Raw genomic sequence first — 20129 nt, 5'->3', positions numbered from 1 at the left:
CATTAAAAAGTGCTTTGCTTATTCCAATTTCTTAAACAACGCATTGCCACAACGGGAGCAGAAAGCGGCGCCATGTTCATGGTTGTTTTTGCTGCACACCGGGCAATCGTGCTTGAGCTGATCACCGCGCATGGCCGTGGCCAGTTCGGCGGTAAAAATGCCCGTCGGCACGGCGATGATCGAGTAGCCGGTGATCATCACCAGGGACGACACCACCTGGCCCAGTGGCGTCTTGGGCACGATGTCACCAAAGCCCACGGTGGTCAGTGTCACGATAGCCCAATAGATGCCCTTGGGAATGCTGGTGAAGCCATGCTCGGGGCCTTCGATGACGTACATCAACGTGCCGAACACAGTCACCAGGGTCGAGACGCCGACCAGGAACACGATGATTTTCTGCTTGCTCCCCCGCAGCGCCGCCATCAGGTAGTTGGCTTGCTTGAGGTAAGGGCTGAGCTTGAGTACCCGGAAAATCCGCAGCATGCGGATGATTCGAATGATCAGCAGGTACTGGGCATCGCTGTAATACAGCGCCAGGATCCCCGGCACGATCGCCAGCAGGTCCACCAGGCCGTAGAAGCTGAAGGCGTAGCGCAAGGGCTTGGGCGAGCAGTACAGGCGCAGGCCGTATTCCACGATGAAGATGAAGGTGAAGCCCCACTCGATACCGGCCAGCAGGGCCGCGTAGTTTTTGTGCACGCTGTCGATGCTGTCGAGCATCACGATCACCAGGCTGGCGAAGATGATCAACAGCAGTGTGCTGTCGAAGCGCCGACCGCCAACGGTGTCGGTCTGGAAAATCATTACATAAAGACGTTCACGCCAATTGTTGCTGCTGTCCATAACCTTCGCCTGAATCTGGAATCAGCGAAGCCTAGGGTGATTGGCCCGCAGAGCGCAAGGCGCGGTGTCGAGGCTGGCCTGGTGCCACACCCGGCCAGTGGCGTGGACCAGCCAGCAGGCCAGGATGAACGGTGCGGTGAGCGGTGCCAGACCAAGGGTCGCGAGGATTTTGACTTTTTTGTCAGGCGTCATGTTTGGGGTTCTCGAGAATCAGGATGGCGCGAAAGTCGTTGACGTTGGTGCGGGTCGGTTCGGTGACGATCAACGCATCCAGCGCGGCGAAGTAGCCATAGCCGTTGTTGTTGTCCAGCTCGTCGCGGGTGCTCAGGCCCAGCGCGGTGGCGCGGCGATAGCTGTCCGGGGTCATGAGGGCGCCGGCGTTGTCTTCGGAACCGTCGATGCCGTCCGTGTCGCCGGCCAGTGCGTAGATGCCGGGGTGGCCCTTGAGGCTGTCGGTCAGGCTCAGCAGGAATTCTGCATTGCGCCCGCCACGCCCGTTGCCGCGCACGGTGACCGTGGTTTCGCCGCCGGAAATGATCACGCACGGCGCCGCCAAGGGCTGGCCGTGGAGGGCGATTTGTCGGGCGATGCCGGCGTGGACTTTCGCCACTTCCCGGGATTCACCTTCCAGATCGCCGAGGATCAACGGGCTGAAGCCGGCCTGGCGAGCCTTCACGGCCGCGGCTTCCAGTGATTGCTGGGGGCGGGCGATCAATTGGAAGTGGCTGCGGGCCAGGCTCGGGTCGCCGGGTTTGACGGTTTCCGATTCCACGTTTTGCAGCCAGTCACGCACCGAAACCGGCACCTCAATGTTGTAGCGCTTGAGGATCGCCAGGGCTTCGGCCGAGGTGCTGGGGTCGGCCACTGTGGGGCCGGACGCGATGACTGTGGCGAGGTCGCCCGGCACGTCGGAAATCGCGTAGGTGTAGACCGTCGCCGGCCAGCAAGCCTTGCCCAGGCGCCCGCCCTTGATCGCCGAGAGGTGCTTGCGCACGCAGTTCATCTCGCCGATGGTGGCGCCGGACTTGAGCAAGGCTTTGTTGATCGATTGCTTGTCGGCCAGGGTGATGCCTTTGGCTGGCAAGGCGAGCAGGGCAGAGCCGCCGCCGGACAACAGGAAGATGACGCGGTCGTCTTCGCTGAGGTTGCTCACCATTTCCAGCACCCGCTGGGCCACGGCCAGGCCAGCGGCGTCAGGCACCGGGTGGGCGGCTTCCACCACTTCGATTTTCTGACAGGGTGCGCCATGGCCGTAACGGGTCACCACCAGGCCAGTGACTTCGCCCTGCCAGCAGCGCTCGACCACTTGCGCCATCGCGGCGGCAGCCTTGCCGGCACCGATGACGATCACCCGGCCGCTGCGGTCGGTTGGCAGATGTTGTTCAAGGACTTGCTGCGGATGCGCTGCGTCGATGGCTGTGGCAAACAGCTCGCGGAGCAATTGTTGCGGATCGACCGACATGGCGGGCTCCTGGAGTTCTTGTTATTTGGAAGTTAGTGCAAACCCTTGTGGGGATGAGTGTGTCAGTTGTCACGGATCGAGAAATTGGCCATGTGCTCCAGGCCCTTGATCAGCGCCGAGTGGTCCCAGTGGCTGCCGCCGATGGCCGCGCAGGTGCTGAATACTTGCTGGGCGTTGGCGGTGTTGGGCAGGTTGATGTTCAGCTCCTTGGCACCTTGCAGGGCCAGGTTCAGGTCCTTCTGATGCAGGCTGATGCGAAAGCCTGGGTCGAAGGTGCCTTTGATCATGCGTTCGCCATGCACTTGCAGAATCTTCGACGAGGCAAAGCCGCCCATCAGCGCTTCGCGGACCTTGGCTGGGTCGGCGCCATTTTTCGCGGCGAACAGCAGGGCTTCGGCCACGGCCTGGATGTTCAGCGCCACGATGATTTGGTTCGCCACTTTCGCGGTCTGGCCGTCGCCGTTGCCGCCCACCAGGGTGATGTTCTTGCCCATGGCCTGGAACAGCGGCAAGGCACGCTCGAAGGTGGCGCTGTCGCCACCGACCATGATGCTCAGGGTCGCGGCCTTGGCGCCGACTTCACCGCCGGACACCGGGGCATCGAGGTACTGCGCACCTTTTTCGTTGATTTTCGCCGCGAACGCCTTGGTGGCGGTGGGGGAGATCGAGCTCATGTCGATCACCACTTTGCCCGCACCCACGCCGGCTGCCACGCCGTCGGCGCGCAACAGCACGTCTTCTACCTGCGGGGTGTCGGGGACCATGACGATGATGAATTCGGCTTCCTGGGCCACTTCCTTCGGGTTGGCCAACGCCACCGCACCGCCAGCCACGAGGTCGGCCGGCGCCGAGTCATGGTGCTGGGATAGGAACAAGCTGTGACCGGCCTTTTGCAGGTTCAACCCCATTGGGTGGCCCATGATGCCGGTGCCGATGAATCCGATTTTAGCCATGAGAAAATCCTCTTGTTTTTATCGCTGTTTCAAGCAAGTGGGGAACTGCTTTTCTGTGGGAGCGAGCCTGCTCGCGATGGCGGTTTCACATTCAACAAAAATGTTGGCTGGACTACAGCTATCGCGAGCAGGCTCGCTCCCACAGGGGATTTGTTGCATCAGATCGCGTTATGGGTTTTCAGCCAGCCCAATCCCGCTTCGGTGGTGGTCAGTGGCTTGTATTCGCAGCCGATCCAACCCTGGTAACCGATGCGGTCCAGGTGCTCGAACAAGAAGCGATAGTTGATCTCGCCAGTGCCTGGCTCGTTGCGGCCCGGGTTGTCCGCCAGTTGCACGTGGTTGATCTCGCCCAGGTGCGCCGACAGGGTTCGGGCCAGGTCGCCTTCCATGATCTGCATGTGATAGATGTCGTATTGCAGGAACAGGTTGGCGCTGCCCACCTGCTCGCGGATCGACAGGGCCTGGGCGGTGTTGTTCAGGTAGAAACCGGGGATGTCGCGGGTGTTGATGGCTTCCATCACCAGCTTGATGCCTTTGGTTTGCAGCTTCTGGGCGGCGTATTTCAGGTTGGCGACAAAGGTTTTCTCCACCAGGGCTTCGTCACCGTTCTGCGGCCCAATCCCGGCCAGGCAGTTGACCTGGGTGTTGCCCAGCACTTGCGCGTAGGTGATCGCCAGGTCGACCCCGGCGCGGAACTCTTCGACCCGGTCAGGCAAGCAGGCGATGCCGCGCTCGCCCTTGGCCCAGTCACCGGCCGGCAGATTGAACAGCACCTGGGTCAGGTTATTGGCGTTGAGCAAGGCCTTGAGCTCGGCGCTGCTGTAGTCATAAGGGAACAGGTATTCGACACCACTGAAGCCGGCCTTGGCGGCCGCTTCGAAACGGGCGAGGAAATCCAGCTCGGTGAACAGCATGGACAGGTTGGCTGCAAAACGCGGCATGGTGGTCTCCTATCGGTATAGGTGTTAGGTCTAATCGTTCCACGCTCTGCGTGGGAACGATCATCATCAGCTCAATCAAGCAGCGAAATCGCCGTTGGTGCATCGTTGCCCACCAGCGCCAGATCTTCAAATTCGTTGACGGCGTTGATCTCGGTGCCCATGGAGATGTTTGTCACCCGCTCCAGAATGATCTCGACGATCACCGGTACCTTGAACTCTTCGATCATCTGCTGGGCCTTGCGCAGCGCCGGCTGGATGCCGGACGGCTCGAACACCCTCAACGCCTTGCAGCCCAGGCCCTCGGCCACGGCGATGTGGTCCACGCCATAGCCATTGAGCTGCGGTGCATTGAGGTTATCGAAGGACAACTGCACGCAGTAGTCCATGTCGAACCCGCGCTGGGCCTGGCGGATCAAGCCCAGGTAAGAGTTGTTCACGACAACGTGGATGTACGGCAGCTTGAATTGCGCACCCACCGCCAGCTCTTCGATCATGAACTGGAAATCATAGTCGCCCGACAGCGCCACGACCTTGCGGCTCGGGTCGGCCTTGACCACCCCCAGCGCGGCCGGAATGGTCCAGCCCAAGGGGCCTGCCTGGCCACAATTGATCCAGTGGCGCGGTTTATAGACGTGCAGGAACTGAGCCCCGGCGATCTGCGACAGACCGATGGTGCTGACGTAGCAAGTGTCCTTGCCAAACACCTGGTTCATTTCTTCGTACACGCGTTGTGGCTTGACCGGAACATTGTCGAAGTGAGTCTTGCGTTGCAGGCTGGCCTTGCGCTGCTGGCAGTCTTGCAACCAGGCGCTGCGGTTCTTCAGCTTGCCGGCGGCTTGCCATTCACGGGCCACTTCGATGAACACTGTCAGCGCCGAGGCTGCGTCGGAAACGATGCCCAGGTCCGGAGTGAACACACGGCCGATCTGGGTCGGCTCGATGTCTACATGAATGAACGTGCGGCCTTCGGTGTAGACATCCACCGAACCGGTGTGGCGGTTGGCCCAACGGTTGCCGATACCCAGCACCACGTCCGACTTGAGCAGCGTTGCGTTGCCATAGCGGTGGGAGGTTTGCAGGCCGACCATGCCAACCATCAGCGGGTGATCGTCCGGAAGGGTGCCCCAGCCCATCAGTGTGGGGATGACTGGGATCCCGGTCAGCTCAGCGAACTCCACCAGCAGTTCGCTCGCATCGGCGTTGATGATTCCGCCACCGGCCACCAGCAATGGGCGCTCAGCCTGATCGAGCATGGCCAGGGCTTTCTCGATCTGCACGCGGTTGGCCGCGGGTTTGGCCAGGGGCAAGGGTTGGTAGGCATCGATGTCGAATTCAATCTCGGCCATCTGCACATCAAATGGCAGGTCGATCAGTACCGGGCCCGGACGGCCGGAGCGCATTTCATAAAAGGCTTTCTGGAAAGCGTATGGCACCTGGCCCGGTTCCAGGACGGTGGTCGCCCACTTGGTCACCGGTTTGACGATGCTGGTGATATCCACCGCCTGGAAGTCTTCTTTGTGCAGGCGGGCGCGGGGCGCTTGCCCGGTGATGCACAGGATCGGGATCGAGTCGGCCGACGCGCTGTAGAGCCCGGTGACCATGTCGGTACCGGCCGGACCCGAAGTGCCGATGCACACGCCGATGTTGCCGGCCTGGGTGCGGGTGTAGCCCTCGGCCATGTGCGAGGCGCCTTCAACGTGGCGAGCGAGGACGTGATCGATGCCGCCAACCTTTTGCAGGGCGCTGTACAGCGGGTTGATCGCAGCACCTGGGATGCCGAAGGCAGTGTCCACGCCTTCACGGCGCATCACCAGAACGGCGGCTTCGATTGCTCTCATTTTGCTCATTATTTTGTGCCTCTTACGTTTTATAATTGTATACAAGTGGCTTTGCGCAAAGTGTATTCACGGCGGGCGGTGCAGGTCAATCCATTTAATCAAGCGGCTGTTTCATTCGTCTGAACGCCCTGCGTGCTGCGTATTTTCGTCGATAATGGCTCGATGGTAATATTATTGTATACAATAATATTAATTATTGTGTTCTATTTGTTGTTTTGGTTTCGTTTAAAACGAAGCCCAGAAGGCTCTCCCATAACAAAAGAAGGACAGCACCCATGAGCGCTTTAACCTTGAACGTCGCCCTCAACCTGGCGGGGCAAGCCCTGACTGCAGGCCGTGAAATCAGCGCCGCACCGCTGACCGTTGCGGTCCTCGACAGTGGCGGCCACTTGATTGCCTTGCAGCGTGAAGACGGCGCGAGCCTGCTTCGCCCACAGATCGCCATCGGCAAGGCCTGGGGCGCCATCGCCTTGGGCAAGGGTTCGCGACTGCTGGCGCTGGATGCCCAGCAACGCCCGGCCTTCATCGCCGCGTTGAACGGCCTCGGACAGGGCAGCGTCATACCGGCACCGGGTGGGGTGTTGATCAGGGATCAGGAGGGGACCGTGTTGGGGGCTATTGGGATTAGTGGGGATACTTCGGATATTGATGAGCAGGTGGCGATCAAGGCGGTGGAAGCGGTGGGGTTGCGGGCGGATGCGGGGCTTGATGTTGCGGTGAATTGACTGGCGTCTTCGCGAGCAAGCCCGCTCCCACAGGGTCCAGTGATGGACACGAAATGTGTGAACACCGCAAATCTCCTGTGGGAGCGGGCTTGCTCGCGAAGGCAATCGACTAGACACATCCAGCTAAAAAATCTAACCATGATTTTGCATTCACAACGCTAGCCTTTCAGGACTTCACTACGAAAGGAGGCATGGAATGCCTGCACGCTCAGCTTCACACCGTCTGCGTATCGGTCGCTATGCAGAGCAAAATCACATCTATTTACTGACAGCCAATACGCTGGAACGCGAGCCTGTCTTCCAAGACTATGGCTTGGGCAGGATAGTCATCCATCAATTAAGAGCGGTACAAGAGCAGGGCATTGCTGACTCCCTCGCTTTTGTCGTCATGCCTGATCATTTTCATTGGTTGATTCAACTACATCGAGGGTCCTTAGGGCAGTTGATGTGTCAGGTGAAATCCATCAGTGCAAAGGGAATCAATGAGGTAGGGGGGAGGGCAGGCAGCCTATGGCAGCAGGGATACCATGACCGAGCACTGCGCCGGGAGGATGATCTGGTAAAACTGGCTCGCTATGTTGTCGCCAACCCGCTGCGAGCCGGTTTGGTTGAGCGGTTTGGCGACTATCCGCTGTGGGATGCGATTTGGGTTTGACTTGGAATCGAGTCGTTGCCATTCGCGAGCAAGCCCGCTCCCACAGGGTCCGGTGATGGACATAAAATTTGTAAACACCGCAAATCCTGTGTGGGAGCGGGCTTGCTCGCGAATGGGCGCACCTCGGTCTTTCAGTCCGCCTCACACCCCTTCAACACCAACCGAATAATCGTCTGCGCCGCCGCCTCATAGTCCGCTTCGTCCAGCTTCGCCTTGCCGGTAACCGCAGAGATCTGCCAGTCGAAGTCGGCGTAGGTCTGGGTGGCGGCCCAGATGCTGAACATCAGGTGGTTGGGGTCGATGGGGGCGATCTGGCCGCGGTCGATCCAGGTCTGGATGCAGTCGATGTTGTGCCGGGCCTGGGCGTTGAGTTGTTCCACCAGGTCGGCGCTCAGGTGCGGGGCGCCGTGCATGATTTCACTGGCGAAGACTTTTGAGGCGAAGGGCAGGTCGCGGGAGATGCGGATCTTGGAGCGAATGTAGTGGCTCAGCACTTCTGCGGGCACGCCGTCGGCGTTGAAAGGCGTCGAGGCCTGGAGGATCGGTTCGATGATGCTTTCCAAGACCTCTCGGTAGAGGTTTTCCTTGGACTTGAAGTAGTAATAGACGTTGGGTTTGGGCAGGCCCGCCTTGGCCGCGATGTCGCTGGTTTTGGTCGCTGCGAAGCCCTTGTCTGCAAACTCTTCGCTGGCGGCACGCAGGATCAGTTCTTTGTTGCGCTCGCGGATAGTGCTCATAAACCCAGGGGTTCCTTGCCTGTTCTGGCGGTTGCGCATGGTAGCACCGGCCTCGCGGGGCGCTCAAGAATGCCCAATGGCAGCGTCGGTCGCGTTATGCTGCGCAGCATTATTATTCAAGGAGCCCCCCATGGCCGGAAGCAGTTTGCTGGTACTGATCGATGACATTGCCACGGTGCTCGACGATGTTGCGTTGATGACCAAGATGGCCGCCAAGAAAACTGCCGGCGTGCTCGGCGACGACCTGGCGCTCAATGCCCAGCAAGTCTCTGGCGTGCGTGCCGAGCGGGAGCTGCCGGTGGTCTGGGCGGTGGCCAAGGGTTCGTTTATCAACAAGTTGATCCTGGTGCCGTCGGCGCTGGCCATCAGCGCCTTCGTGCCCTGGCTGGTGACACCGCTGTTGATGGTGGGGGGCGCCTACCTGTGTTTCGAAGGGTTCGAAAAACTTGCCCACAAGTTCCTGCACAGCCCGGCCGAAGATCAGGCCGAGCATGCGCAACTGGTCGAGGCCGTGGCCGATCCGGCGGTCGATCTGGTGGCCTTCGAAAAGGACAAGATCAAGGGCGCGGTGCGCACAGACTTCATCCTGTCGGCCGAAATCATCGCCATCACCCTCGGCACCGTCGCCGATGCGCCGCTGACCCAGCAGGTGGTCGTGCTGTCGGGCATTGCCATCGTCATGACCATCGGCGTCTATGGCCTGGTGGCCGGGATCGTCAAGCTCGATGACCTGGGGCTGTGGCTGACGCAGAAGCCGGGGCAACTCGCCAAAAGCATTGGTGGCGCCATCCTGCGCGCGGCGCCCTACATGATGAAAAGCCTGTCGGTGATCGGCACTGCGGCGATGTTCCTGGTGGGCGGCGGCATCCTGACCCATGGCGTGCCGGTGGTGCATCACTGGATTGAAAGCGTGGCGAGCCATGCTGGCGGCGCCGGGTTTATCGTGCCGACGTTGCTTAATGCGGTGGCGGGGATCGTGGCGGGGGCTGTGGTGCTGGCGGGGGTAATGATTGTTGGCAAGGTCTGGAAAGCGCTGAAAGGCTGAAGCTGGCAATACATAACAATTTTGGGAGCGAGCAAGCCCGCTCCCAAACTCATTTGCCAGTTGGATTACTCCGCTATCTGCAACTTACGCGCCTCGGTGTACACGTAACGCACCTTCTCATACTCGAACGGCGTGTTCAGCTGGCCATAGCGGAAGCTGGTCTGGTAGCGAGCATTCACGGCTTTCAGGACCCACACTTCCGGGTGGTTCGAGCTGACTTCCGACACGTTCAGGAAGTTGATCGCCGATTCGGCGGTGTAGTCCACCAACAATCCGGAAGTATCGCGCAGGTTCGAAGGGCCTAGGATCGGTAGCACGAAGTACGCGCCACTGGGCACGCCATAGAAGCCCAGCGTCTGGCCGAAATCTTCGCTCTGGCGCGGCAGGCCCATGGCGGTGGCCGGGTCCCAGAGGCCGGCGATGCCGATGGTGGTGTTGAGCAACAGTCGCGCCGTGGTTTCCATCGAACGCTTGCCCTTGAATTGCAGCAGGCTGTTTATCAGGTTCGGTACGTCGCCCAGGTTACTGAAGAAGTTGCCGACCCCGGTGCGCACGAAACTCGGGGTGATGTAGCGGTAGCCATCGACAACGGGCAGGAACACCCATTGGTCGAAGCGGTAGTTGAAGTGGTAGACGCGACGGTTCCAGGACTCCAGCGGGTCATAGACATTCAAGGCGTTGAGGGTCGAGCGCTCGAATTCGCGCTGGTCCAGCCCCGGGTTGAACTTGAGCTTGGTCAGCGGTTCCTTGAAGCCGTCCGCATCCACCACCACAGGCGCATTGGCCTTGCTGTTATCGGCGTGGACCATGCCCGTACTCATTAACGCGGCGATAAGCAGGAGGTATTTACCCACGGAAGAACTCCAGCATGGCGTCGCTGTTGACGCGGTAGTTAAGGTTGCCGCAATGGCCGCCCAGTGGATAAACCGTCAGGCGGTCGCCAAAAGTCTTGCGCAGAAAGCCCAGGTCGCCAGGGCCGAGAATGACGTCATCGGCGTTGTGCATGACGGCAATTTTCGGGCTGTCGTGCAGGTAATCCTTCAACGCGTAAAGGCTGACCTGATCGACCAGTTGCAACAGGCTGCCGCCGTCGGTGCGCGCGCGCCACATCGGGATCACCTGCTCGGTGAGGTAGCAGTCGAAATCACATTGCAGCGCACGCTTGAGAAACGGCGTCAGGCTGGTGCTTTCAGATATCGGGTATTTGGGCGGGATGATCAGGCCGCGGCGGTTGATCAGGTCCGAGGTGAACGCAATGTCGGCTGCCGAGAAGCGGAACGACGTGCCGATCAGCATCGCCATCTGCTCGTTGGTCAGGTGTTGCTTGGACTGCTGGAAGTCATAGAGCAGGGCATCGTTGAGGTCGATGTAGCCTTTTTGCTGGAAGTAGCGGGTCAGCTTGTTCAGCACCAGTTCATAGAAGGTGGTGGTGCTGTTGATGCCCTTGACCTCGGTCTGGACCAGTTTGTCCAGGTTGGTGATCGAGGTGTAGAGGTTCACCGGCGGGTTCAGCAACAGCACTTTCTTGAAGTTGAAGCTGCGACGGGTTTCGTCCAGGTGCGCGACGAAGGCCGCGTCCAGGGCGCCTAGGCTGTAGCCGCTGAGGTAGTACTCGGTTACCGGTAACTTCGGGTTCTGCGCGCGCACGGCCTGCATCACCCGGTACATGTCTTCGGCGTCTTCCTTGCTGATGCCCGGCGTGGCGAAGCGCGAGGCGGCGCTCATGAAGTCGAAGCTGGTGGGCGACGACAGTTGCACCACGTGGTAGCCAGCCTTGTAGTAGAGCCGCTTGAGGTATTCGTTGATGCTGCTGTCGAATCGCGCACCGGTACCGGCGATCAGGAAGATCAGCGGGGCAGGCTTGTCCTGGGTGGCCATGCGGTAGGTGAGGCTTTTCACCGGCCAGAAGTTATCTGGCAGGATGAACGCACGTTCCGGGCGTAGGGTCAGGCTGTGGTCCGACTGGTTGATGTCCTCATCCAGCGGCAACTCCGGGCGCAAGTCCGGCGGGGTGGTCGCAATAGTCGCCTCGAACGGGTTGGTCAAGGGGTAGCCATAGCTGGCGGCGTCAATATCTACCGCCAGCGCGGACGCACTCAGGATAAGGCCGCCGATGAGGGCAGCGAAGCGCAATGAAAGGAGCATGACTAGATCCCTAGGAGGAAAGGTGCCGAATGAGGTTCGCAGCCTATGACCACCGAAGCGAAGCCAAGTGCCATGACTGGCACAAAACAGGCGCGGACGGGGCGCAATAGTAGCGGGACGATACACGTTCGCGCGGGGTAGAGGCTAGTTATCTGGCGACTTGCTCGATTCTGGCATGCAAGGTTCGGGCGAATTTTTGCGACGGCGACCCCTGAAATCGGTTGCTGGCTTTCTGATGTCGTTTCTCGTTGCCTCAACGTCGCAGGCAGAGCAGGTTCCAGATCGGCGCAGGTTGATGATCGACGCGTCAGTACTCCGCTGTCGTTCGAAGCGCTTTGGCAGGCGAGCGTGATGGGGGGCGCTGTGCACCATAACAATACGTTGACGTCGCTCGGCATCCGTCGAGCGCAGCACTTTCGGGGAAGTAACGATGAAGATGCGACGATTCTTGGGCGCAGGTGCCGCACTGGTACTGGCGATCAGCTCCACACTGGCCAGCGCCGAAACTAAAACCCTGAGCATTGGTTACGTCGATGGCTGGTCCGACAGCGTCGCTACCACGCACGTGGCGGCTGAAGTCATCCAACAGAAACTCGGCTATGACGTGAAGCTGCAAGCGGTCGCGACCGGGATCATGTGGCAAGGCGTGGCCACCGGCAAGCTCGACGCGATGCTGTCGGCCTGGCTGCCGGTGACCCATGGCGATTACTGGGCGAAGAACAAGGATCAGGTGGTCGATTACGGCCCTAACTTCAAAGACGCAAAAATCGGCCTGATCGTACCGGAGTACGTCAAGGCCAAGTCGCTCGAGGATCTGAAAACCGACGACTCCTTCAAAAAACGCATTGTCGGCATCGACGCCGGTTCAGGCGTGATGCTCAAGACCGAGCAGGCCATCAAGGATTACGACCTGACCGGGTATCAACTCAAGGCCAGTTCCGGGGCCGGCATGATTGCCGAGCTGACCCGTGCCGAGAAGAAAAACGAATCCATCGCCGTCACCGGTTGGGTGCCGCACTGGATGTTCGCCAAGTGGAAACTGCGCTTCCTGGAAGACCCGAAAGGCGTTTATGGCGCGGCTGAAACCGTAAACAGCATCGGCAGCAAGGGCTTGGAAGCCAAGGCGCCGGAAGTGGTCGCCTTCCTGAAGAAATTCCAGTGGGCCTCGAAAGACGAAATCGGCGAAGTCATGCTGGCGATCCAGGACGGTGCCAAGCCTGAAGCCGCCGCCAAGGACTGGGTGGCCAAGCACCCGGAACGCGTAGCGGAGTGGGTCGGCAAGTAATCAACCTGGTTTAGCGACCTCGAAAAGCCGCATGACTTCGTGTCATGCGGCTTTTTTGTGTCCGCAGGCCTTCAATATTGTCGCGCATGTCCCACAAGGGGATTTGCGAATATTGACGGGACATTGGCGAGACCATCATGTCGTTCTAATACTAAGGTCGTCTGGAACCTGGCCTTGAGCCGCATAGAGTAGGGTCGTTCCAACTTAAATCTGTGCTGCGAGGATAAAAACAATGAACGACAGCATTTACCTCTCGATTCAAAACAGCCCGCGCTTCAAGGAGCTGGTGAGAAAAAGAGAAAAGTTCGCCTGGATTCTCTCGGCGATCATGCTTGGGCTCTATTCCGGCTTCATTCTGCTGATCGCCTACGGGCCACACATTCTCGGGGCGAGGATCACGCCCGAAAGCACGATCACCTGGGGCATCCCCATCGGTGTCGGCCTGATTCTCTCGGCTTTCATCCTGACCGCTATCTATGTGCGACGTGCCAATGGCGAGTTCGACGACCTGAACAATGCGATTCTCAAGGAGGCTCAGCAATGATCCGGCGTCTAATGGCTCTATTGAGCATCGCAGTGTTTGCCCCGGGCGCCTGGGCGGCTGAAGCCCTGACCGGTGCCGTGCAGAAGCAACCCCTCAACGTTTCCGCCATCGTGATGTTCGTGGCCTTCGTCGGCGCGACCCTGTGCATCACTTACTGGGCGTCCAAGCGTAACAAGTCGGCCGCTGACTACTATGCGGCAGGTGGCCGGATTACTGGCTTTCAGAACGGCTTGGCCATTGCCGGTGACTACATGTCGGCGGCGTCCTTCCTGGGGATTTCCGCGCTGGTGTTCACCTCTGGCTACGATGGCCTGATCTATTCGATCGGCTTCCTGGTGGGCTGGCCGATCATTCTGTTCCTGATCGCCGAGCGCCTGCGTAACCTGGGTAAATACACTTTTGCCGACGTGGCGTCCTATCGCCTGGGCCAAACTCAGATCCGCACCTTGTCTGCCAGCGGTTCGCTGGTGGTTGTGGCGTTCTACCTGATTGCGCAGATGGTCGGTGCCGGCAAGCTGATCCAGTTGCTGTTCGGTCTGGACTATCACGTTGCGGTGGTTCTGGTCGGTATCCTGATGTGCCTCTACGTGCTGTTTGGCGGCATGCTGGCCACCACCTGGGTACAGATCATCAAGGCTGTGCTGTTGCTGTCGGGTGCTTCGTTCATGGCCTTGATGGTCATGAAACACGTCAACTTCGACTTCAACATGCTGTTTGCCGAAGCGGTCAAGGTTCACCCTAAAGGTGAGGCGATCATGAGCCCCGGTGGCCTGGTGAAGGATCCGATCTCAGCCTTCTCCCTGGGTCTGGCGCTGATGTTCGGCACCGCTGGCCTGCCACACATTCTGATGCGCTTCTTCACCGTGAGTGACGCCAAGGAAGCTCGCAAGAGCGTGCTGTATGCCACTGGCTTCATCGGTTACTTCTACATCCTGACCTTCATCATCGGCTTCGGCGCGATCCTGCTGGTCAGCACCAACCCGGCCTTCAAGGACGCGGCAGGTGCCTTGCTGGGTGGCAACAACATGGCGGCGGTGCATCTGGCCAACGCGGTGGGCGGCAGCATCTTCCTGGGCTTCATCTCGGCCGTAGCCTTTGCCACCATCCTGGCGGTAGTGGCGGGCCTGACCCTGGCCGGTGCCTCGGCGGTGTCCCATGACCTGTATGCCAGCGTGATCAAAAAAGGCAAGGCCAACGAGAAGGATGAGATTCGCGTGTCGAAAATCACCACCATCGCCCTGGCAGTGCTGGCGATTGGCTTGGGTATCCTGTTCGAGAAGCAGAACATCGCGTTCATGGTGGGCCTGGCGTTCTCCATCGCGGCGAGCTGCAACTTCCCGGTGCTGCTGCTTTCGATGTACTGGAAGAAGCTGACCACCCGTGGCGCCATGATCGGCGGCTGGCTGGGCCTGGTCAGTGCCGTGGGCCTGATGGTGCTCGGTCCAACCATCTGGGTGCAGATCATGGGTCACGAGAAGGCGATCTTCCCGTATGAATACCCTGCGCTGTTCTCGATGGCCATTGCCTTCGTTGGCATCTGGTTCTTCTCCATCACCGACAAGTCGACTGAAGGCGCAAACGAGCGGGCGCTGTTCTTCCCGCAATTCGTGCGTTCGCAGACTGGCCTGGGGGCGAGTGGGGCGGTGAATCACTGAGTCGGCGATAAGCTGCAAGCTTAAGCGTTGTGTTTGACGAAATACCCCGGTCCAGAGGCCGGGGTATTTTTGTTTGTGCGGGTTTTAGGGTTGGCAGCTCTACCGCCATCGCGAGCAGGTTGGCTCCCGCATGGGAATGCATACCCCTGTGGGAGCGAGCCTGTTCGCGATGGCGTCGGGTCTGTATCAGATAAAAGAGGGCGCAAACAAAACGGCCCCTGCTCTTTATATAAGAAGCAGGGGCCGTTTCGGTGCAGCTTGAGACCTTATTGCAAGGCGGGTCTTACTTGCGGTCTTCCAGCTTGGTGATGTCACGCGACTCGTAGCCGGTGTACAACTGGCGCGGGCGGCCGATTTTGTACGGGCTGGAGAGCATTTCTTTCCAGTGGGAGATCCAGCCCACGGTCCGCGCCAAAGCGAAGATCACGGTGAACATGCTGGTTGGAATGCCGATCGCCTTGAGGATGATCCCCGAGTAGAAGTCGACGTTCGGGTACAGCGAGCGCTCGATGAAGTACGGGTCGGTCAGGGCGATCTCTTCCAGGCGCATGGCCAGTTCGAGTTGCGGATCGTTGTTGATCCCCAGTTCCTTGAGTACTTCGTCGCAGGTCTGCTTCATGACGGTGGCGCGCGGGTCGCGGTTCTTGTAGACCCGGTGACCGAAGCCCATCAACTTGAACGGATCGTTCTTGTCCTTGGCCTTGGCGATGAACTTGTCGATGTTCGAGACATCGCCGATTTCATCGAGCATGGTCAGTACCGCTTCGTTGGCACCGCCGTGAGCCGGGCCCCAGAGTGCGGCGATACCGGCGGCGATACAGGCGAACGGGTTGGCACCCGACGAGCCGGCCAGACGCACGGTGGACGTGGAAGCGTTCTGCTCGTGGTCGGCATGGAGGATGAAAATCCGGTCCATGGCCTTGGCGAGCACCGGGCTGATCGGTTTGATCTCGCACGGGGTGTTGAACATCATATGCAGGAAGTTCTCTGCATAATTGAGGTCGTTGCGCGGGTACATCATGGGCTGGCCCATGGAGTACTTGTAGACCATGGCTGCCAGGGTTGGCATCTTCGCCACCAGGCGGATCGCGGAAATTTCGCGATGCTGGGGGTTATTGATGTCCAGGGAGTCGTGGTAGAAGGCCGAGAGGGCGCCGACAACGCCGCACATGACGGCCATCGGATGGGCATCGCGACGGAAACCGTTGAAGAAGGTTTTCAACTGCTCGTGAACCATGGTGTGGTTCTTCACGGTGCTGACGAACTGGGCCTTTTGCTCTACGGTTGGCAGCTCGCCGTTGAGCAGCAGGTAGCAGGTTTCCAGGTAGTCCGATTTTTCAGCCAGTTGCTCGATCGGGTAGCCGCGGTGCAGCAAAATGCCGTTGTCGCCGTCGATATAGGTGATTTTCGACTCGCACGAAGCGGTCGACATGAAACCTGGGTCAAAGGTGAAACGGCCCGTGGCCGTCAGGCCCCGTACGTCGATTACATCGGGACCAACGGTGCCGGTTAAAATGGGCAGCTCGACGGGGGCTGCGCCCTCGATGATCAACTGCGCTTTTTTGTCAGCCATGTGGCCTCCTATTAATGCTTGAAATCATCAGACAGACCCCCCACGCAGGGCCCGCACCACTATAGTGAGATAAATCCGAAAGTCAATTTGCCTAAAGTCTTGCTCCAGAAGGCTTTAACCGGACTTTTTCCGCGAAATTACCTGCCGTTTACGCCTTTTGCCCCACTTGTGCAATGCGCTATATGGGGGAGGTGAACGCGTTGTCATTAGTAGCCTAACTGTCTATACTCGGCCACCGACCGCCAGGGGCTTTTGGGCCTGCTTTTCTTGGGGGTCGTCACTCCCTGGGTGGTGAGTACCTGACCAGTGCGCGCCCCAACAACTTTGCCCTGATTGTTAGGGGCTCATCAGTGTGAAAAAAAGCCGTGAAAAGCCAACGACCTGTAAACCTAGACCTAAGGACCATCAAACTCCCAGTCACTGCTTACACGTCCATTCTTCACCGAATTTCCGGTGTCATTCTCTTCGTCAGCCTGGCCATCATGCTTTATGCATTGGACAAGTCGCTCGACTCGGAAGAAGGCTTCGGTCAGGTGAAAGCGTGTCTGACCAGTCCGCTAGCCAAGCTAGTGATTTGGGGCATCCTGTCCGCCTTGCTGTATCACTTGGTTGCCGGTGTGCGCCACTTGATCATGGACATGGGCATCGGTGAGACGCTGGAAGGCGGCAAACTGGGCTCAAAAATCATTATCGCCGTGTCTGCGGTGTTGATCGTTCTGGCAGGAGTCTGGATATGGTAACCAACGTCACGAACCTCTCGCGTTCGGGCCTCTATGACTGGATGGCGCAGCGTGTGTCTGCGGTCGTTCTCGCGGCTTACTTCATTTTCCTGATCGGATATGTCGTAGCAAACCCAGGCCTTGGCTATGCCCAATGGCATGAACTGTTCGCAAGCAACTGGATGCGTATCTTCAGTCTGTTGGCACTTGTCGCGCTGGGCGCTCACGCCTGGGTCGGCATGTGGACCATCGCGACCGACTACCTGACGCAAATGGCGTTTGGCAAGTCGGCGACTGCCATACGTTTCCTCTTCCAGGCAGTATGCGGCGTCGCGATGTTTGCGTACTTCGTCTGGGGTGTGCAGATTCTTTGGGGTATCTGATTCATGGCTAACATTCCTACGATTTCTTTCGACGCCATCATCATTGGTGGTGGCGGTGCCGGCATGCGCGCAGCGCTGCAACTGGCACAGGGCGGTCACAAGACTGCCGTGATCACCAAGGTTTTCCCGACCCGTTCGCACACTGTATCCGCCCAGGGCGGTATCACCTGCGCCATCGCTTCGGCCGACCCGAACGATGACTGGCGCTGGCACATGTACGATACCGTCAAGGGTTCCGACTACATCGGTGACCAGGACGCTATCGAATACATGTGTCAGGAAGGCCCGGCTGCAGTTTTCGAACTGGATCACATGGGTCTGCCGTTCTCGCGTACCGAAACCGGCCGTATCTACCAGCGTCCGTTCGGTGGCCAGTCCAAGGACTACGGCAAGGGCGGCCAGGCTGCGCGTACTTGCGCGGCGTCCGACCGTACCGGTCACGCACTGCTGCACACCCTTTATCAGGGCAACCTGAAAGCCGGTACCACGTTCCTGAACGAGTACTACGCGGTTGACCTAGTGAAGAACCAGGACGGCGCCTTCGTCGGCGTGATCGCGATCTGCATCGAAACCGGCGAAACCACCTACATCCGCGCCAAGGCCACCGTGCTGGCGACCGGCGGTGCCGGTCGTATCTACGCGTCCACCACCAACGCCCTGATCAACACCGGTGACGGCGTCGGCATGGCTCTGCGTGCTGGTGTGCCGGTACAAGACATCGAAATGTGGCAGTTCCACCCGACCGGCATCGCCGGCGCCGGTGTACTGGTCACCGAAGGTTGCCGTGGTGAAGGCGGTTACCTGATCAACAAGCACGGCGAGCGTTTCATGGAGCGTTATGCTCCGAACGCCAAAGACCTTGCCGGTCGTGACGTCGTGGCCCGTTCGATGGTCAAGGAAATCATCGCCGGTAACGGTTGTGGTCCCAATGGCGACCACGTGATGCTCAAGCTCGACCACCTGGGCGAGGAAGTGCTGCACAGCCGTCTGCCAGGCATCTGCGAACTGTCGAAGACTTTTGCTCACGTTGACCCGGTTGTCGCGCCAGTTCCGGTCGTTCCAACCTGCCACTATATGATGGGCGGCGTTGCCACCAACATTCACGGCCAGGCGATCACCCAGAACGCCGAAGGCGTAGACGAAATCATCCCTGGCCTGTTCGCAGTGGGTGAAGTGGCATGCGTATCGGTTCACGGTGCCAACCGTCTGGGCGGCAACTCGCTGCTCGACTTGGTGGTATTCGGCCGCGCGGCCGGCCTGCACCTGGAAAAAGCGCTGACCGACGGTATCAGTTACCGCGACGCCAGCGACACCGACATCGACGTGGCTCTGAAGCGTCTGGCTGGCCTTAACGAGCGCACCGAAGGCGAAGACGTTGCCACCCTGCGTCGCGAGCTGCAAAACTGCATGCAGAACTACTTCGGTGTATTCCGTACGGGCGAATACATGCAGAAGGGTATCGCTCAGTTGGCTCAATTGCGTGAACGAATTGCCAACGTGAAGATCAACGATAAGTCGCAGGCGTTCAACACTGCACGTATCGAAGCGCTGGAACTGCAGAACCTGCTGGAAGTGGCCGAAGCCACCGCCATCGCGGCAGAAGTGCGTAAAGAGTCCCGTGGCGCTCACGCCCGCGAAGACTACGAAGACCGTGACGACGAAAACTGGCTGTGCCACACCCTGTACTTCCCAGGTGATAAACGCGTCACCAAGCGTGCCGTGAACTTCTCGCCGAAGACTGTTCCGACGTTTGAACCCAAGATTCGGACTTACTAAGGGTGGCCGCCATGTTGCAAGTCAGTGTTTATCGCTACAACCCTGATCAGGACGCCGCGCCGTTCATGCAGGAATTCCAGGTTGATACCGGTGGTAAAGACCTGATGGTGCTGGACGTGCTGGCCCTGATCAAAGAGCAGGACGAGGGTTTCTCCTATCGTCGCTCTTGCCGTGAGGGCGTTTGCGGCTCCGACGGCATGAACATCAACGGCAAGAACGGCCTGGCATGCATCACGCCGCTGTCTGCTGTGGTCAAGGGCAACAAGCTGGTTGTTCGTCCGCTGCCAGGTTTGCCGGTTATTCGTGACCTGGTCGTCGATATGAGCATCTTCTACAAGCAATACGAGAAGGTGAAGCCATTCCTGCAGAACGACACGCCGGCTCCGGCCATCGAGCGTCTGCAGTCTCCGGAAGAGCGTGAGAAGCTTGATGGTCTGTACGAGTGCATCCTGTGCGCCTGCTGCTCGACCTCGTGCCCGTCCTTCTGGTGGAACCCGGACAAATTCCTGGGTCCGGCTGCTCTGCTGCAAGCGTATCGCTTCCTGGCAGACAGCCGTGACACCATGACGTCCGAGCGTCTGGCTGCACTGGATGACCCGTTCAGCGTATTCCGCTGCCGCGGGATCATGAACTGCGTCAACGTCTGTCCGAAAGGCCTGAACCCGACTAAGGCCATCGGTCACGTACGTAACATGCTGCTGCAAAACGGCGTGTGATTCAGCTGCTGTACCCGTAGGACCGCTGTACCCGTAGAGGCTAGGGCGCGGGCTTCAACCCGCGTCGTAGCTATAACCAGAACAGCCGCTTACAAAGCGGCAGTTCTTATTTTGAAGAAATGAGACAAGCAGGG

At 59.2% G+C, this 20129-nt stretch carries 19 protein-coding genes and 1 pseudogene; 10 read left to right on the top strand and 10 right to left on the bottom strand.

Translation table 11 applies throughout. From position 1 onward, the window contains the following. Positions 1–18: 18 nt before the first annotated feature. The 6 genes and pseudogenes from ACA047_RS21710 to gcl form a co-directional block, all read right to left on the bottom strand. On the bottom strand, positions 19–843 hold the full coding sequence (locus tag ACA047_RS21710) for an ion transporter (protein ID WP_497352817.1): 825 nt from the start codon (positions 841–843) through the stop codon (positions 19–21). 21 nt (positions 844–864) lie between these two features. Then, positions 865–1005, bottom strand: a pseudogene (locus ACA047_RS21705) (urea transporter); the annotation flags it as partial. 19 nt (positions 1006–1024) lie between these two features. Next, entirely contained in the window at positions 1025–2305 is a 1281-nt protein-coding gene (locus ACA047_RS21700) for a glycerate kinase type-2 family protein (protein ID WP_497352815.1), read from the bottom strand. A 62-nt stretch (positions 2306–2367) separates the two neighbouring features. Further along, on the bottom strand, positions 2368–3258 hold the full coding sequence (locus ACA047_RS21695; RefSeq protein WP_497352813.1) for a 2-hydroxy-3-oxopropionate reductase: 891 nt from the start codon (positions 3256–3258) through the stop codon (positions 2368–2370). A gap of 158 nt (positions 3259–3416) precedes the next feature. Beyond that, positions 3417–4199, bottom strand: coding sequence for a hydroxypyruvate isomerase (gene hyi / locus ACA047_RS21690; protein ID WP_497352811.1), 783 nt, complete (start codon positions 4197–4199; stop codon positions 3417–3419). Between the two features lie 71 nt (positions 4200–4270). Further along, positions 4271–6046 carry a glyoxylate carboligase gene (gcl, locus tag ACA047_RS21685; RefSeq protein WP_497352809.1) on the bottom strand — a complete coding sequence of 592 codons (1776 nt, stop codon included), beginning with the start codon at positions 6044–6046 and terminating at the stop codon, positions 4271–4273. 266 nt (positions 6047–6312) lie between these two features. Here gcl and ACA047_RS21680 point away from each other — a divergent pair, with 266 nt between their 5' ends. Together ACA047_RS21680 and ACA047_RS21675 are read left to right on the top strand one after the other, a co-directional pair. Further along, entirely contained in the window at positions 6313–6762 is a 450-nt protein-coding gene (locus ACA047_RS21680) for a GlcG/HbpS family heme-binding protein (RefSeq protein ID WP_497352807.1), read from the top strand. A 196-nt stretch (positions 6763–6958) separates the two neighbouring features. Beyond that, positions 6959–7417, top strand: coding sequence for an REP-associated tyrosine transposase (locus tag ACA047_RS21675; protein ID WP_497352805.1), 459 nt, complete (start codon positions 6959–6961; stop codon positions 7415–7417). A 131-nt stretch (positions 7418–7548) separates the two neighbouring features. On the opposite strand, the gene ACA047_RS21670 is transcribed toward ACA047_RS21675, so the two are convergent. Beyond that, positions 7549–8154 (bottom strand): TetR/AcrR family transcriptional regulator, encoded by a 606-nt coding sequence (locus ACA047_RS21670; protein WP_497352803.1) that lies wholly within the window; start codon positions 8152–8154, stop codon positions 7549–7551. 130 nt (positions 8155–8284) lie between these two features. Between ACA047_RS21670 and ACA047_RS21665 the strand changes: the two genes are divergently transcribed. Further along, the gene (locus tag ACA047_RS21665) at positions 8285–9199 is read left to right on the top strand and encodes a DUF808 domain-containing protein (protein WP_497352801.1); all 915 of its coding nucleotides are present in this window, start codon (positions 8285–8287) and stop codon (positions 9197–9199) included. Between the two features lie 65 nt (positions 9200–9264). Here ACA047_RS21665 and ACA047_RS21660 read toward each other — a convergent pair whose 3' ends face one another. Both ACA047_RS21660 and ACA047_RS21655 read right to left on the bottom strand, forming a co-directional pair. Beyond that, the gene (locus ACA047_RS21660) at positions 9265–10053 is read right to left on the bottom strand and encodes an MlaA family lipoprotein (RefSeq protein WP_497352799.1); all 789 of its coding nucleotides are present in this window, start codon (positions 10051–10053) and stop codon (positions 9265–9267) included. Continuing rightward, positions 10046–11344 carry an alpha/beta fold hydrolase gene (locus ACA047_RS21655; protein WP_497352797.1) on the bottom strand — a complete coding sequence of 433 codons (1299 nt, stop codon included), beginning with the start codon at positions 11342–11344 and terminating at the stop codon, positions 10046–10048. Before ACA047_RS21655 ends, ACA047_RS21660 begins: the two co-directional genes overlap by 8 nt. 430 nt (positions 11345–11774) lie before the next feature. Between ACA047_RS21655 and ACA047_RS21650 the strand changes: the two genes are divergently transcribed. From ACA047_RS21650 to ACA047_RS21640, 3 genes are all read left to right on the top strand, one after another. Further along, entirely contained in the window at positions 11775–12629 is an 855-nt protein-coding gene (locus ACA047_RS21650; RefSeq protein ID WP_497352795.1) for a glycine betaine ABC transporter substrate-binding protein, read from the top strand. A 232-nt stretch (positions 12630–12861) separates the two neighbouring features. After that, positions 12862–13173: a DUF485 domain-containing protein gene (locus ACA047_RS21645; RefSeq protein ID WP_497352793.1), complete on the top strand. Its 312-nt coding sequence runs from the start codon at positions 12862–12864 to the stop codon at positions 13171–13173. Then, positions 13170–14828 carry a cation acetate symporter gene (locus ACA047_RS21640; RefSeq protein WP_497352791.1) on the top strand — a complete coding sequence of 553 codons (1659 nt, stop codon included), beginning with the start codon at positions 13170–13172 and terminating at the stop codon, positions 14826–14828. The genes ACA047_RS21645 and ACA047_RS21640 overlap by 4 nt, the downstream gene beginning before the upstream one ends. A gap of 283 nt (positions 14829–15111) precedes the next feature. On the opposite strand, the gene gltA is transcribed toward ACA047_RS21640, so the two are convergent. Continuing rightward, entirely contained in the window at positions 15112–16401 is a 1290-nt protein-coding gene (gene gltA / locus ACA047_RS21635) for a citrate synthase (protein WP_497352789.1), read from the bottom strand. A 365-nt stretch (positions 16402–16766) separates the two neighbouring features. Between gltA and sdhC the strand changes: the two genes are divergently transcribed. From sdhC to ACA047_RS21615, 4 genes are read left to right on the top strand one after another with little or no spacing between them, the layout of a single operon-like run. Continuing rightward, entirely contained in the window at positions 16767–17141 is a 375-nt protein-coding gene (gene sdhC / locus ACA047_RS21630; protein WP_003179220.1) for a succinate dehydrogenase, cytochrome b556 subunit, read from the top strand. Further along, positions 17135–17503: a succinate dehydrogenase, hydrophobic membrane anchor protein gene (gene sdhD, locus ACA047_RS21625; RefSeq protein ID WP_304554365.1), complete on the top strand. Its 369-nt coding sequence runs from the start codon at positions 17135–17137 to the stop codon at positions 17501–17503. The genes sdhC and sdhD overlap by 7 nt, the downstream gene beginning before the upstream one ends. A gap of 3 nt (positions 17504–17506) precedes the next feature. After that, positions 17507–19279, top strand: a complete 1773-nt coding sequence (gene sdhA / locus ACA047_RS21620) for a succinate dehydrogenase flavoprotein subunit (protein ID WP_497352786.1) — start codon at positions 17507–17509, stop codon at positions 19277–19279. A gap of 11 nt (positions 19280–19290) precedes the next feature. Beyond that, on the top strand, positions 19291–19995 hold the full coding sequence (locus tag ACA047_RS21615) for a succinate dehydrogenase iron-sulfur subunit (RefSeq protein WP_497352785.1): 705 nt from the start codon (positions 19291–19293) through the stop codon (positions 19993–19995). The last annotated feature ends 134 nt before the right edge of the window (positions 19996–20129 follow it).

It is taken from the genome of Pseudomonas sp. LBUM1664 (genome assembly GCF_059695895.1).
This window is presented reverse-complemented; position numbering and strand designations above follow the sequence as displayed.

Bases quoted from the DNA above. Each gene is read 5' to 3' on its own strand.
- ACA047_RS21710 (WP_497352817.1), bottom strand. From the start codon at position 843: ATGGACAGCAGCAACAATTGGCGTGAACGTCTTTATGTAATGATTTTC.
- ACA047_RS21700 (WP_497352815.1), bottom strand. From the start codon at position 2,305: ATGTCGGTCGATCCGCAACAATTGCTCCGCGAGCTGTTTGCCACAGCC.
- ACA047_RS21695 (WP_497352813.1), bottom strand. From the start codon at position 3,258: ATGGCTAAAATCGGATTCATCGGCACCGGCATCATGGGCCACCCAATG.
- hyi (WP_497352811.1), bottom strand. From the start codon at position 4,199: ATGCCGCGTTTTGCAGCCAACCTGTCCATGCTGTTCACCGAGCTGGAT.
- gcl (WP_497352809.1), bottom strand. From the start codon at position 6,046: ATGAGCAAAATGAGAGCAATCGAAGCCGCCGTTCTGGTGATGCGCCGT.
- ACA047_RS21680 (WP_497352807.1), top strand. From the start codon at position 6,313: ATGAGCGCTTTAACCTTGAACGTCGCCCTCAACCTGGCGGGGCAAGCC.
- ACA047_RS21675 (WP_497352805.1), top strand. From the start codon at position 6,959: ATGCCTGCACGCTCAGCTTCACACCGTCTGCGTATCGGTCGCTATGCA.
- ACA047_RS21670 (WP_497352803.1), bottom strand. From the start codon at position 8,154: ATGAGCACTATCCGCGAGCGCAACAAAGAACTGATCCTGCGTGCCGCC.
- ACA047_RS21665 (WP_497352801.1), top strand. From the start codon at position 8,285: ATGGCCGGAAGCAGTTTGCTGGTACTGATCGATGACATTGCCACGGTG.
- ACA047_RS21655 (WP_497352797.1), bottom strand. From the start codon at position 11,344: ATGCTCCTTTCATTGCGCTTCGCTGCCCTCATCGGCGGCCTTATCCTG.
- ACA047_RS21650 (WP_497352795.1), top strand. From the start codon at position 11,775: ATGAAGATGCGACGATTCTTGGGCGCAGGTGCCGCACTGGTACTGGCG.
- ACA047_RS21645 (WP_497352793.1), top strand. From the start codon at position 12,862: ATGAACGACAGCATTTACCTCTCGATTCAAAACAGCCCGCGCTTCAAG.
- ACA047_RS21640 (WP_497352791.1), top strand. From the start codon at position 13,170: ATGATCCGGCGTCTAATGGCTCTATTGAGCATCGCAGTGTTTGCCCCG.
- gltA (WP_497352789.1), bottom strand. From the start codon at position 16,401: ATGGCTGACAAAAAAGCGCAGTTGATCATCGAGGGCGCAGCCCCCGTC.
- sdhD (WP_304554365.1), top strand. From the start codon at position 17,135: ATGGTAACCAACGTCACGAACCTCTCGCGTTCGGGCCTCTATGACTGG.
- sdhA (WP_497352786.1), top strand. From the start codon at position 17,507: ATGGCTAACATTCCTACGATTTCTTTCGACGCCATCATCATTGGTGGT.
- ACA047_RS21615 (WP_497352785.1), top strand. From the start codon at position 19,291: ATGTTGCAAGTCAGTGTTTATCGCTACAACCCTGATCAGGACGCCGCG.